The sequence below is a fragment of the Micromonospora sp. NPDC049801 genome, from assembly GCF_040656575.1.
GTDB lineage: Bacteria > Actinomycetota > Actinomycetes > Mycobacteriales > Micromonosporaceae > Micromonospora.
This window is the reverse complement of sequence record NZ_JBFAMS010000001.1, coordinates 14,021-27,407: the sequence shown is the minus strand read 5'-3', so window position 1 is coordinate 27,407 and position 13,387 is coordinate 14,021. Positions and strand designations below refer to the sequence as shown.

At 73.4% G+C, this 13,387-nt stretch carries 10 protein-coding genes and 1 pseudogene; 2 read left to right on the top strand and 9 right to left on the bottom strand.

From position 1 onward, the window contains the following. The 8 genes and pseudogenes from AB0I89_RS00110 to AB0I89_RS00075 form a co-directional block, all read right to left on the bottom strand. Nucleotides 1-1,836: a prolyl oligopeptidase family serine peptidase gene (locus AB0I89_RS00110; protein ID WP_357117562.1), complete on the bottom strand. Its 1,836-nt coding sequence runs from the start codon at nt 1,834-1,836 to the stop codon at nt 1-3. Then, the gene (locus AB0I89_RS00105; RefSeq protein ID WP_357117559.1) at nt 1,837-3,615 is read right to left on the bottom strand and encodes an N-acetylglutaminylglutamine amidotransferase; all 1,779 of its coding nucleotides are present in this window, start codon (nt 3,613-3,615) and stop codon (nt 1,837-1,839) included. A 98-nt stretch (nt 3,616-3,713) separates the two neighbouring features. Next, nucleotides 3,714-6,380 (bottom strand): carboxylate--amine ligase/circularly permuted type 2 ATP-grasp protein, encoded by a 2,667-nt coding sequence (locus AB0I89_RS00100; RefSeq protein WP_357119377.1) that lies wholly within the window; start codon nt 6,378-6,380, stop codon nt 3,714-3,716. 276 nt (nt 6,381-6,656) lie between these two features. After that, the gene (locus AB0I89_RS00095; protein ID WP_357117556.1) at nt 6,657-8,042 is read right to left on the bottom strand and encodes a cellulase family glycosylhydrolase; all 1,386 of its coding nucleotides are present in this window, start codon (nt 8,040-8,042) and stop codon (nt 6,657-6,659) included. Nucleotides 8,043-8,143: 101 nt separating this feature from the next. Continuing rightward, nucleotides 8,144-9,007, bottom strand: a complete 864-nt coding sequence (locus AB0I89_RS00090; RefSeq protein ID WP_357117553.1) for a hypothetical protein — start codon at nt 9,005-9,007, stop codon at nt 8,144-8,146. Between the two features lie 192 nt (nt 9,008-9,199). Further along, entirely contained in the window at nt 9,200-9,802 is a 603-nt protein-coding gene (locus tag AB0I89_RS00085) for a dihydrofolate reductase family protein (protein WP_357117550.1), read from the bottom strand. 172 nt (nt 9,803-9,974) lie between these two features. Beyond that, the gene (locus AB0I89_RS00080) at nt 9,975-10,136 is read right to left on the bottom strand and encodes a hypothetical protein (RefSeq protein ID WP_357117547.1); all 162 of its coding nucleotides are present in this window, start codon (nt 10,134-10,136) and stop codon (nt 9,975-9,977) included. Nucleotides 10,137-10,221: 85 nt separating this feature from the next. Further along, nucleotides 10,222-10,320: pseudogene (locus AB0I89_RS00075) on the bottom strand (GNAT family N-acetyltransferase); the annotation flags it as partial. Between the two features lie 136 nt (nt 10,321-10,456). On the opposite strand from AB0I89_RS00075, the gene AB0I89_RS00070 reads away from it, so the two are divergent. Then, nucleotides 10,457-11,434 carry an aldo/keto reductase gene (locus tag AB0I89_RS00070; RefSeq protein ID WP_357117544.1) on the top strand — a complete coding sequence of 326 codons (978 nt, stop codon included), beginning with the start codon at nt 10,457-10,459 and terminating at the stop codon, nt 11,432-11,434. 22 nt (nt 11,435-11,456) lie between these two features. Here AB0I89_RS00070 and AB0I89_RS00065 read toward each other — a convergent pair whose 3' ends face one another. Next, the gene (locus tag AB0I89_RS00065; protein ID WP_357117541.1) at nt 11,457-12,200 is read right to left on the bottom strand and encodes a DUF2071 domain-containing protein; all 744 of its coding nucleotides are present in this window, start codon (nt 12,198-12,200) and stop codon (nt 11,457-11,459) included. A 177-nt stretch (nt 12,201-12,377) separates the two neighbouring features. Between AB0I89_RS00065 and AB0I89_RS00060 the strand changes: the two genes are divergently transcribed. After that, on the top strand, nt 12,378-13,301 hold the full coding sequence (locus tag AB0I89_RS00060; protein WP_357117538.1) for a sigma-70 family RNA polymerase sigma factor: 924 nt from the start codon (nt 12,378-12,380) through the stop codon (nt 13,299-13,301). Nucleotides 13,302-13,387 lie beyond the last annotated feature (86 nt).

Genomic DNA, 13,387 nt, shown 5'->3' with positions numbered 1-13,387 from the left:
TCAGCCGAGGGTGATCACCGTCGTGGCGAGGTGCCGGTTCAGCCAGGAGGTGGTGGCCGTACGCGCCGCCTCGGCGTTGTCGCGGGCCAGGAAGTCGTGCCCCTCACCCGCGAGCACGAGGTGCCCGTGCGGCACGTCCCGGGCGGCGAGCGCCCGCGCCACCTGCGCCGACTCCCCGGCCGGCACGTTGGTGTCGTTCGCGCCGTGGATGAGCAGCACCGGCACGTCGAGCTGGTCGATACGGGTCATCGGCGACAGGTCGCGCAGCAGCTCTGCGTCGCGCGCCGGATCGCCGTACTTGCTGACGGCGGCGGCGGCGATCCACGGCTCGGTGCCGGCGTAGAAGGTGCGGAAGTCGGAGATGCCGCACTCGGCCACACCCGCGGCGAACAGGCCGGGGAAGTTCACCAGCACCGCGAGTACCAGGTAGCCGCCGTAGGAGCGGCCCAGGCAGCCCAGGTGGCCCGGGATCGCGACACCGCTGTCGACGAGGTGCTCGGCGCACGCCGCCACGTCGGCGATGGCGCCGTACCGGCCGGCGAGGTTGTCGGCGGTGACGAAGGAACGGCCGAAGCCGGACGAGCCGCGCACGTTCGGCGCGAACACCGCGACGCCCTGCGCCACCAGGGCCTGGAACAGCGGGTTGTAGCCGGGACGCTCCTGCGCCTCCGGGCCGCCGTGCAGGCTGATCGCCGTCGGCCAGGGGCCCGGACCGGCCGGGCGGTAGAGCCAACCGGACAGCGGCAACCCGTCGTGGGCACGCAGGTCGACCAACTGCGGCGCGACACCCGGGCCACCCGTACGCGCGGCGTCGGTGTCCGGCCGCAGCGCGCGCGGATCGCCCGTCGCCGGGTCGACCAGCCACACCTCACGGGGCTGCACCGGTCCCTGCGCGGTGAGGCAGAGCAGGTCACCGCCGGCCGCGAAGACCGCGTCGCCGAGCACCTCGCCGGGGGCGGTCACCGCCCGTTGGACGCCGCTGGTCAGGTCGAACAGGCTCAGCTCGCTGCGCCCGCCGTAGGTGTTCCACAGCAGCGCGGCCCGCTCCCGCCGGGTGTCGAGCGCGACGTGCTCCAGCTCCGCGTCCGGCCGCGCCGCGACGCGCGTCGGGGCCGACGTCGGTCGCGCGAGGTCGACGCGCACCAGCGCCGCCAGCTCCGAGAACGCGTCGGTACGCGCCAGCACGCTCGTCCCGTCGGGGCCGAACCAGCCCTGGTCGGTGCTGCCCCGGCCGGTGTCCGGCAGCAGGCGTACCCGGTCGCCGGTGGTCACGTTGAGCAGTTCCAGCCAGCGGGCGTTACGGGGGCCACGCCGCAGCAGGGCGGACCCGCCGTCGTCGGTGACGTCCAGGAGGGTGAGCAGGTCGTCCTCGGCGAGCACCCGCCGGTGCCCGGTCTCGGCGTCGATGAGCACGGCGGCGCTCCGCTCGGCGCTCTCGGTGACCGCCATCAGCGCGCCGCCGGGCAGCCACCGGGACAGGCTCGCGCTGCGGCGGCCGAAGCCGGCGACCTGGCGGAGTCCCGTACCGTCCGGGCGCAGCACCCACAGCTCGGTGCGGGGCGCGCCGCCGGGCGCGACGACGCAGGCCAGCCACTGCCCGTCCGAGGACCAGCTCACCGAGAGGACCGGCTCGTCACCGCCGGGCAGCGCGACGGCCTCGACGGCGTCCACGTCCCGGACCCAGACGGCCGGGGTGCCCGCCCGGTCGGACACGTACGCCACCCGCCGGCCGTCCGGCGACGGCGCGGGCGCGAAATCCTCGCCGGGAGGCGGGGTCACCGCCGGCCGGTGCCGCGCGGGGCGGGTCCGGTGCGGCGCCTCGGTCCGTACGCTCATCTAAACCCCGATCCGCTGCAACCAGAGCTCCAGCAGCCCGAGCTGCCAGAGCGCGTTGGAACCCAACGTGGTCCGCTGGGCGTTCGGCGTGTCCAGCAACTCCTCCAGGTAGTCCTTGCGGAACAGGCCGCGCTCGCGCGCCGGGCGCGCGGTCAGCGCGTCCCGGACGTCGTCCAGCAGCGGGCCGGAGAGGTGCCGGATCGCCGGCACCGGGAAGTAGCCCTTGGGCCGGTCGATCACCTCGTCGGGGACGATGCCCCGGCTCGCGGCCTTCAGCACGCCCTTGCCGCCCAGGGCCAGCTTGAGCGCCGGTGGGCAGGCGGCGGCCAGCTCGACGACCTCGTGGTCGAGGAACGGCACGCGGGCCTCCAGCCCCCACGCCATCGTCATGTTGTCGACCCGCTTGACCGGGTCGTCGACAAGCATCACCAGGCTGTCCTGGCGCAGCGCCGCGTCGAGCGCGGTGTCCGCGCCCGGCGCGCCGAAGTGGGCGGTGACGAACTCCAGGCTCGCGTCGTGGTCGAGCATCCACTCGGGCGCCAGGTGGCCGGCCAGCGCGTCGTGGCGACGATCGAAGAACACCCGGGCGTACGCCTCGACGGCGTCCTCGCGGGAGACGTTGGCCATCGGCGGATACCAGTCGTAGCCGGCGAAGATCTCGTCCGCGCCCTGGCCCGACTGGACCACGGTGATCCGCTTCGAGACCTCCTCGGAGAGCAGGTGGAACGCCACGCAGTCGTGGCTGACCATCGGCTCGCTCATCGCGGCGATGGCGTCGTGCACGGCCGGCACGAAGCGGGCGGCGTCGATGCGGATCTGCTGGTGGTCGGTGTCGAAGTGGCGGGCGATCAGGTCGGAGTAGTCGAACTCGTCGCCGGTCTCCCCCGCCGCCGCCTCGAAGCCGATGCTGAAGGTGGCCAGTCCGGTCTGGCCCTGTTCGGCGAGCAGGGCGACGATCAGGCTGGAGTCGAGCCCCCCGGAGAGCAGCACGCCGACCGGCACGTCGGCGACCATCCGCCGCCGTACGGCGGTCCGCAACGCCGCCATGATCCGTTCCTGCCACTCCTCGGCGGACATGGCCGGCGCGGCGGCGCGGTTGAACTCGGGCTGCCAGTAGACGGTGTCGGTGCTGCGGCCGTCGGCGGTGATCACCCGTACGGTGGCGGGCGGGAGTTTGCGGACGCCGGCCAGGATGGTGCGCGGCGGCGGCACCACCGAGTGGAAGCTCATGTAGTGGTGCAGCGCCACCGGGTCCAGGTCGGTGTCCACGTCACCGGCGGCGAGCAGCGCCGGCAGCGTCGACGCGAAGCGGATGCGGCCCGGCGTCTCGGCCAGGTAGAGGGGTTTGATGCCGAGCCGGTCGCGGGCCAGCACGAGGGTGTGCGTGGCCAGCTCGACCAGGGCGAACGCGAACATCCCGAACAGCCGCTCGACGCACGCCGTCCCCCACCGGTGGTACGCCTTGAGGATCACCTCGGTGTCCGAGGTGGACCGGAAGGAGTAGCCGGCGGCGGTCAGCTCGTCGCGCAGCTCCCGGTAGTTGTAGATGCAGCCGTTGAAGACCAGGGCGAGGCCCAGCTCAGCATCGACCATCGGCTGGGCGCCGGTGTCGGACAGGTCGATGATGCGCAGCCGGCGGTGCACCAGCGCCGCCGGACCGTGCTGCCACCGCCCCTCACCGTCCGGGCCGCGGGACGACAGGACGGGGAGCATCCGCTCCAGGGCCGCCAGGTCCGGTGACGCCCCGTCGAGGCGGAACTCGCCTCCGATACCGCACATGGCACACACCTCTCATCGGCTCGGTCCGCTCGGGCCGCTGACCGGTCCAGGCTTGGTGGGCCCGGTTGCGTCCCGATGACATCCGCATCAAGCGTGGGTTACACCGAGGGCTCTCCGGCTCCGCCGAGCAGCCAGGTGTCCTTCGACCCACCTCCCCGCGACGAGTTGACGATCATGCTGCCGGCCGGCGCGACCCGGGTCAGGGCCACCGGCGCCACCTCCGCAGTCTCGCCGAGGAACACGAAGGCCCGCAGGTCAACGTGGCGAGGCGCGAGCGCCGTACCGTCGAAGACCGGGTGGGTGGTGAGCGTGACCATCTCCTGGGCGATCCACCGGTGTGGGGCGGCGAGGATCTGCTCCCGGACGGCGTCCAGCTCCTCGGCCTCGGCGCGCGGGCCGATCACCACCCGGTCGCCGCCGTACCCGTCGACCGGCTTGAGCACCAGCTCGCCGAGCCGGCCCAGCACCTCGGCGCGCTGCTCGGGCACCCCGCACAGGTACGTCGGCACGTCGCCGAGCAGCGCCTTCTCCCCGAGGTAGTACTCGATCAGTCGGGGCACGTACGCGTACAGCGCCTTGTCGTCCCCGACGCCGTTGCCGAGCGCGTTGGCCAGCGTGAGCCGCCCGGCGTGCACCGCCGCGAGCAGCGGCCAGCCCAGCGGCACCCCGTCCGCGCCCGGGGCGTGCAGCAGGGCCTCCTCGTCCATCCGCAGGTAGATCACGTCCACCGGGCTGCGGTGGCCCTCGGTGACCATGTGCACCCGGCCGTCCTGGACCAGCAGGTCACCGCTCTCGGTCAGCGGCACGCCCATCTCGTCGGCGAGCAGCCGGTGCTCGAACCAGGCCGGGTCACCCGGGCCGCTGCTGAGCACCACCACGGCGGGGTCGTCGGCGGCGGCCGGCGCGGCGGCGACCAGCGCCCGGCGCAGCATCGCCGGCGTCTCGTCGGCGGGCAGCAGGTCGGCGGGCACCGGCAGCTCGGGCAGCACCGCCTGGGTGAGCCGGCGGTTCTGCACGGCGTAGCCGATGCCCGAGGGCACCCGCAGGTTGTCCTCCAGCACGTACCAGCCGCCGTCGGGGTCGCGCACGAGATCAGTTCCGGACACCTGGGCGCGCGTGCCGTGTCGGCCCATGAGCGCGCCGGTCGGGCGCAGCCCCGGCGAGGATTCCACCACCCAGGCCGGTACGACACCGTCGGCCACCACGGCCCGCTCGGCGTAGACGTCGCGCAGGAACGCGTCGAGCGCGCGGGCGCGCTGTACCAGGCCGGCGCGCAGCGTCCGCCAGTCGTCGGCGGGCACCACCCGGGGCACCAGGTCCACCGGGAAGAGGCGGGTGCTGGCCTCGCCGGCCACGCTGAAGGTCACGCCCCGGGCGCGTTGCTCCTCGTCCCGGTCGTGCTCGCGGTGGCGCAGGCCGACGGCCCCGAGGGCGCGCAGGGCGGTGAGCAGCGGACGGTACGCGGGTGTCGGCCCGGCCGGGCCGAAGACCTCGTCGCCGGCGTCGGCGTACGTGGACAGCGCGGGCGGGGGCGTCGCACCGGGCAGGGGGGCGCGCACCCGACCCCGGGTCTCGTCGAGCAGCAGGTCGACCACGTCGGCCAGCCGGCCCCGCCGCTCGTACGCCCGTCGCTGTCGGGCGGCGGAACTGCCCCGGTCGAGGGCGTACCGGGTCAGCTCGCGGACCTGCTCCCAGTCGCCGGTCGCCTCCAACTGGGGGCGCAGGTCGGCCACGAGGCGGCGGACCGCCTCGGCGGCGGGCACCGGCCGCGCCGAGCGGGGCAGGTCGAGCAGGTCACCTTCGAGGCCGGAGCGGGCGGCCCGCCACACGGCGGCGCGCAGCACCGGCGGCCGGACGGCGGTGCGCTCGACACCGGCGCGCAGCGCGGCCACCTCCCGCCGCACGAGCGCCCGGAACAGGCCGGTGAGCAGGACGATCGTCTCGACGTCGGCGTTGGCGTCGGTGATGCGCAGCTCGACGGTGGGCACGTGCGCCGACGGCCGGACGTCGAAGTAGATCATGGCGGGGTCGGTGATGGTCTCGGACGAGATCAGCTCGGCGACCAGGGCCTCGTGGTCGGCCGCGCTGGTCACCTCGCCCGGGTCGCCGGCCGTGGGCCAGCGCTGCCAGACCAGCGAGCGGACGCTGGCGTAGCCGCTGTCCTGGCCCATCCAGTACGGCGAGCTGGTGGAGAGGGCGAGCAACACCGGCAGCCACGGCTGGACGCGACGGGTGACGGCCACCGCCAGGTCCCGGTCGGAGACGCCCACGTGCACCTGCGCGCCGCAGATCAACTGCTCGCGGGCGAGCAACTGGTACTCGTCGACCATCCGCCGGTACCGCGAGGTGGGGGTGACGCTCGGGTCGCCGTCGGCGCGCAGCGGCACCGTACCGGCCGCCACGATGCCCAGCCCGGCCCGGTCGGCGACCTGGATCGCCGACTGCCGCAGCCGGGTCAGCTCGGCGCGGATCTCGTCCAGGGTGCGACAGACGGCGGTGTTGGTCTCCACCACGCTGCGGTGCAGTTCGGCGGTGAACGACGTGGCCGGCAGCCGGTCGAGCAGTTCGCCGGCCCGGGGCACCAGCTCCCGGGTGTGCAGGTCGACGACGTGGAACTCCTCCTCCACACCGAGGGTGGCGAGGTCCGCCGGGTCGTCGTGACCCGGTGGGGCCGGAGCCGGACGGGACGCGGGCACGGCTCGTCCGTTGCCGGACCGGCCCACCGGCCCGTCGAACGTCGCCGCGTTCGTGGTGTTGTCGACCATGGTCACCCCGGTTCGCGTGTCGGTGGTCTCGACTGTCCGACGAGCGTTCCCAGGCTTGGTACCGAGGGTGTTTCCGGCACGTTAAGGTGACGCGCTGTTCCGCCTCGTGGTCACCGGTCCTCTGATCACCTTCGGACACCGAGCCGCAAGCCTCAGGTGCCGCCCCGGCGAAGGCCGCGGGTGGGTGATCGACACGTGATCGCCGATGTCGGGGCATCCCACTGGCTCGGATACCCCGACATCGGCGATCTGGAGTCGATCAAGCGCGCGGCGAGGTCACCTCATGTTGGCCACCACGAACGGCGCGTGACCGTGCAGGTAGTTGTTCCATCCGCCGGTCACCGGCGCGCCGGGGCTGAGCAGGTTGGTGGTGTCGGTGCCGACGTCGAGCTTCCAGGCGGTCCAGGAGATGCCGTTCGCCCTCATCCAGTCGATCCAGGACTGCGCCTCCGGCAGGCAGGCGCGACCGTCGAGGCCGCCGTCGGCGTTGCTGGCCCCCCACTCGGTAACGAACAGCGCCAGACCGGCCCGGATCGCCGCGTCGCCCTTGGCGCGCAGCGACGCGCCGTGGGTGCAGGAGTAGAAGTGCAATGTGTACATGAGGTTGGTGCCGGAGAGCGGGCTGGCCGCCGCGGCGTCCACGTCCTGCGACCACGTCGGCGTGCCGAGCACCACGATGTTGTCCGGGTCGGCGGCGCGGATCGCGGAGACGACCGCCTGGTGGTACGGCTTGATGACGCCGGTCCAGCTGAACTGCAACGGCTCGTTCCACGTCTCCCAGATGACGTTGGGCAGGTGACCGTAGCGGCGTGCCAGGTCACCGAAGAACGCCACCGCCTGGGACTGGTTGTTCTGCGCCTCGTGGGCGTGCCAGTCGACGATCACGTAGACCCCGGCGCTGACGGCGTTGTTGATGATGGTCTCCACCTGCGCCCGCGCCCTGTTCGGATCGCTCAGGTACGCCCCGGCCGGCTCGACGCCCATCGCCGCGCGGATCACCTGGAGGTTCCAGTTGTCCCGCATCCAGCGCAGCGCGGACAGGTTCTCGGCGTAGGGAGCGGTCTCCCAGTTGAGCCACATGCTGCTGACGCCGCGCAGCTGCACCCGCGCGCCGGACCTGTCGCACATCGTCGTGCCGCAGACCCGGAGCTGCCCGTACCGCTCGACCGGCGTACCGGCGGTCGGCGGCGGCGTGGTGGGCGGCGGGGTGGTGGGCGGTGGGGTCGTGGGTGGCGGAGTGGTCGGCGGTGGCGTGGTGGGCGGCGTTCCGCCGGAGCAGGAGACGCCGTTGCCGTTGATGGTGCAGTTCACCGGGGTGCCGGTGCCGTCGACGAGGAAGCCGAACGACGTCGACGCGCCAGCGCCCAGGGTGCCGTTCCACGACACGTTGCTGAAGGTGTAGTGGCTGCCGGCGGTCACCTGCTGGGCGTTCCACGACTGGCTGATGCGCGACCCGGCTGGCAGGTCGAACTCGACCCGCCAGCCGCTGATCGGCGCGGAGGTGTCGTTGGTGACCGTGACCTGGCCCTGATAGCCACTGCCCCAGCTGTTGGTCACGGAGAACGCGGCTGTCGCCGCGCTGGCCGGCGTGGCGATCGTCGCCACCGCGCCGGCGAGCAGGCCGGCGACGGCCAGCGACGTGACAAGTCTCAGTGTGCGCATGCGGAACCCGCTTCGGATCGACGGTGATGGTCTGCGGCGGGGCGGCGCCTTCGCGCACAATATCGATGGCCGACGATTCCATGCAAGCCGGGTCAGTCGGCTCAGCGCCGCCGGCCCCAGCGACGTGAACCGGCCCCGCCCCGCGACCCACCCTTCTCCCGGGCCAACATCTCGGCCGCGACCCGCAACTTCTGGGCCGGCTCGGCGGCGGCCGGGCCCAGCGTCTCGACGAACCGGTTGCCCATCGACAGCACGATGGCCGCCCGGTCCAGGTCACCGATCAGGACCAGACACTGGGCGTACACCCCGTAGGTGTTGGCCATCTCCCAGAACGACAGTGGACGCGCCATGTCCAGCAGACCCTGTCGCAGCTCACAGGCCCGCGACGCCGCCAGCGCCGCCTCCTGGGCGCCCTCGGTCGGCGACGGCCGGGTGAGGTGCCGGTGCAGCAGCGCGACCGCCTGGTTGTGGTAGGCCGTCCCCATCGCCTCCCGGGTCCGCGGCCCGGCGGACGGGGGCGACCCGGCGGAGGTCAGACCCGTCGTCACGGCACGCTCCAACAGGTCCCGTCGGGTGGCGGGCTGACCAGCGGCGAACGAGACCTCGGCCAGATCGACGAGCGCGGTGATCAGTTCGGCCAGGGCCTCGTCCCGGGGCGTGGCGAGCACGCTCGCAAACTCGGCCGCCACGGCGTCGTACACCCGCTCGAAGACGACGACCGCCTCACCGCCGGGCGCCATCGCGTCGGCGGCCCAGCCCCGCGCGGACAGCAGCATGCTGTGTCGCCACAGCGCCCGGGCCAACTGCTGCTGGTCCTCCCGCGCGGCCCGGCCCGGCCCCCGCACGGCCTCCCGGTACGCCTCGATCACCCGGCTCCAGAGCCGGTCGGCCTCCGCCCACGTCTCCTGTCGCGTCGAGCGCTCCCGCGCCTGCTCGAACAACCGTCGTCGCTCGTCCGGCCCCATGCCACACACCGCCCTTCGTGGTAGCCCCAGCCCACGCCGCACGGAACAGTGAGCCCTGTCGATTCTAGGCCGGACCGATGACCACCACCCGCGCGGTCGCGTCGACCGCTGACCGCCCGGGATATCGCCGCCACCTCGAGCAGCGCGCTGCCGCGCCTCGGGGCCGGCCCGCGCGGGCCGGCCCCGACGCGGTCAGGCCGCCGGCCGTACGCGGTAGGCGAGGTGCGTGACGCCGTCGCCCTCGACGACGCGGAAGGGACCGTCGAGCTGAAGTGGTGCGATCTTCAGGTCGGCGAAGAGCGGGACGCCGGCACCGAGCACGACCGGGACCAGGTCGACGTGCACCTCGTCGAGCAGGCCAGCCTCGACGACCTGGGCCGCGATGGTGCCGCCGTTGACCCCTACCTCCTTGTCACCGGCGAGCGCCTTCGCGCGGTCGATGGCGCTGGCGACGCCGTCGGTGACGAAGACGAAGGAGTCGTTCTCCGGTGCCCAGCCCTCCGGCACGGTGTGCGTGACGACCACGACGGGCACGTCCATCGGGTGCCGGCCACCCCACCCGCCGGTCATGTCGAACAGCCTCCGGCCGACGACCAGCGCTCCGGTCCGCTGGTTGAGGTCCCGCAGGTGCTGGGCGCTCGCGGCGGACGTCCGGAACGTCATCTCGGGGTGGGCGGTCGGCGTCTCGACGTCACCGCTGCCGTACCACTGGAAGAGGTGCTCGAAGCCGCCGTGGGAGGCGTCCGCGATGTAGCCGTCCAACGACATCGTCGCCCCGGTCGTCACCTTCGTCATCGGTCCACTCCTTGGTCGCTGCGGTGTCAGCCCGCCGGTGGGACCGGTCGTGTCCGGCCCTCATCCTGTGGTCGAAGCAGGCGGTGCCGTTCTCGACACAGCCGCCGAATTCCGTGTCGAGGTGGGACCGCCCGCCGGTCAGCCACGGCGAGCGGTCAGCCGGCGGCGCGGCTCACCGGCTCGTGGCGGCGTCCAACGGTTTGGAGCAGAGCACGTCCGGCTGGGGCAGGTAGCCCAGCGCCTGCCAGAACCGCAGCGCCGCCGTGTCCTGCGGAAGGACCAGCAGGTTCACCCGTGGACACCCCAACGCCGCGAACCGCTCCTCCAGCTCCACGACCAGCGTGGTGGCGATACCCCGGGCGGCGACACGCCGGGTCCACGGCCAGTCGCAGGATCATGCCCCGTCGGCCGTCGTACGTGCCGAGCACGACTCCGGCGACGGCGCGGTCCACCTCGGCGACCAGGAACAGCTCCGGGTCCCGGGCCAGTTTGGCGGTCAGTTCGGCACGCGGCAGCACGTCCCGGCCCGCCGCTCTCCAGAGCGCCGCGACGCGGTCCTAGTCGGGCCAGTCGAACTCGCGGATGCGCACCACGCGACAGTAGTGAGCGCCGCCACCGCGCCGGGCGGCAGGCCGCGGTCGTAGCGTAGGGGTCATGCGAACCACCACGCTGGGCAGTGCGGGGCCCGAGGTCGGCGTCATCGGTCTCGGGTGCATGGGCATGAGCCACGGATACGACATCACCGGCCCTCGCGACGACGACACTTCGATCTCCGTGATCCGGCAGGCGCTGGATCTGGGCGCCACGCTGATCGACACGTCCGATGTGTACGGGCCGTACACCAACGAGGAGCTGGTCGGGCGGGCACTGGCCGACGGCCACCGGGAGCGGGCAGTCCTGGCGACGAAGGTCGGACTGGTCGCGACGCCGCCGGCCGACGGCTCCAGCAAACTACCCACGATCGGTAGGAACGGCCGGCCGGAGCACATCCGCGCAGCGATCGACGACAGCCTGCGTCGCCTCGGCACCGACCACGTCGACCTCTACCAACTGCACCGCGTCGACCCCGAGGTGCCCATCGAGGAGTCCTGGGGCGCGATGGCGGAGGTCGTCGCGGCGGGCAAGGCGCGACAGATCGGCCTGTCGGAGGTGACGGCGACCGAGATCGCGCGGGCCCAGGCGGTGCATCCGGTGGCGTCGGTGCAGTCCGAGCTGTCGTTGTGGACCCGGGATCCGCTGGCCGAGGTGCTGCCGTACTGCGTCGAGCAGGGCATCGCCTTCCTGCCGTTCTCTCCGCTGGGCAGGGGTTTCCTCGCCGGACGATTCGCCTCGTTCGACGACCTGCCGGCGGACGACTTCCGACGAGGCCTGCCGCGCTTCCAGCAGGAGGCGCTGCGCGCCAACCTCGCCATCGTCGCCCGGGTCCGGGAGGTCGCCGAACGGGCCGGCGTCAGCCCCGCGCAGGTCGCGCTCGCGTGGGTCGTCGCCCAGGGCGACCGGGTCATCCCGATCCCCGGCACCAAGACCCCGACCTACCTGGTGGACAACTGCGCGGCCGGCGACGTGCGGCTCGGCGCGGAGGAACTCGCCGACCTGGACGCCCTGCCCGCCCCCGAGGGCGGACGGTACTGACCAACCGGCGGCCCGGTGTCACTCAGCCGGGCCGCCGGAGCGCGACGGGCGGCCCGAATCGCACGCCGACGCCGGGCGAGTAGAGCACGCTGACCGGCGGCCCGACCGGCGCCGGCAGGCCCGCCGCGGCGACCAGCTCGTCATCCAGGCGCAGCAGCTCCGCCCGGTACAACGGCCAGCGGGGATGCCAGTTCGGCAGGTGCCGCGTGCGACCGTACGCCCGGGTGTGCAGCCCCCAGCGGGCGGTGAGGAAGTGTTCGACTCCGGTCGGATCGGCGATGCGCTCCCCCACCCGGACCTCCATCCGGCTCGCCGTGCCCGCCGGACCGGGCCAGCGTCGCCGGCACCGGTAGGTGAGTCGGTCGCCGTCGCGGTCCAGCCGCATCGAGGACCAGAGGTACGGCAGACGCAGCGTCGCCCGCGCGACGAGCACCGGCACCAGGCGGGACGCGTCGAGCGACCGGAACACGACGGCACGCCGGCCGGTGTCGTCCACCGAGTAGAGCCGGACGTTCGTCTCGGCGAAGGTGCCGAGGTACGGCACGCCCGGCCCACGACCGAAGCCCAGCCCGACCATCCGGAAGCCGATCAGCCCGACGTAGCTGACCCCGCCGATGGTGTCCGGCGCGGTGCCGGCGGGCAGCAGGGGCGCGACGACCTCCGGCGCGACGGCCCAGTGCAGGAAGGTGAGGTCCTCCCAGCGCTGACGCAGGAGCGCCCAGCGGAACGCCTGCCGGGGCGCGCCGTCGACCGGTTCGATGTCCACGCTCCCATCCTGGCCCAGGCGTGCGCACCGCCACACGGCGTGCCGGCCGCAGATCGGCGACCCCGGAACACCCGTGGCCGCCGGCCGCCGACAACGGCCGCACCGTCCTCGCGCCGGTCCGCCGTACGCTTGAAGAGCAGACGTGTTCAGAACAGGTGTTTCGGGGAGGAACCGGGCATGACGCTGGGTGACGCCGAACTGGTGACGCTCGCGCAGGCGGGCGACGCGGGCGCGCTCGGCGTGCTGCTGACCCGCCACGAGGCGGGCATGCGGGCGGTCGCGATGAGCCTGCTCGGCTACGGATCGGATGCCGAGGACGCCGTGCAGGACGCGATGGTGACGGCGCTGCGGCGCGTCGGCGAGATCCGTGACTCGGCAGCTGTCGGGCCGTGGCTGCGCACGGTCGTCCGCAACAACGCCCGGATGACACTGCGCGCGCCGCGTCCGACGCCGGTCGCCGATCCGGAGTGGTTCGCCCACCCCGCCACCGATCCCACCCCGGAGGAGTCCCTGGACTCCGGCGCGCTGCGCGACTGGGTGTGGCACGCCATCGGCGAGTTGTCCGAGCCCGACCGCCTGGTCACCATGCTGCGCTACTTCAGCGACGCCTCCTCGTACGACCAGATCGCGGCCGTCTGCGGCGTGCCGGTCGGCACCGTCCGCAGCCGCCTCAGCCACGCCCGGCGGGCCCTCGCCGGCGGCCTGCGCGCGGCGGCGACCTCGGCCCACGCCGACGTCCGCGCGGCCGGCGACGCGCGGTGGCGCGAGGGCGTCGACATGATCGCCACGGCGATGCGGGGCGACTTCGACCAGGTGGTCCACGACACCTGGTGGCCGGAGGCTCAGATGATCGTTCCCGGTGGGCCACGCGGCGGGCCCGAGCTGGCGCTGCGTGGCATGACCAGCGACCTGAACGCCGGGGTACGACAACGGCTGCGCAGCGTCGTGGCCAGCGGCGACGTGCTCATCTGGGAGACCGACCTGATCAGCCCGCCGGACAACCCGGACCACTGCCCGCCGGCGGCGCTGTGGTTGCAGGTGCTGCGCGAGGGGCGGGTACGTCAGCTCACGCTGTTCCACCCCGTTCCGGCGCGGCTCTGAGAAAACTTTTCCCGCCGAGCGAACTTTCCCGACGACCCGCGCATCTGGTCGGTGTCCAGCCACCAGCTGCCGTCGCGGCACACGCC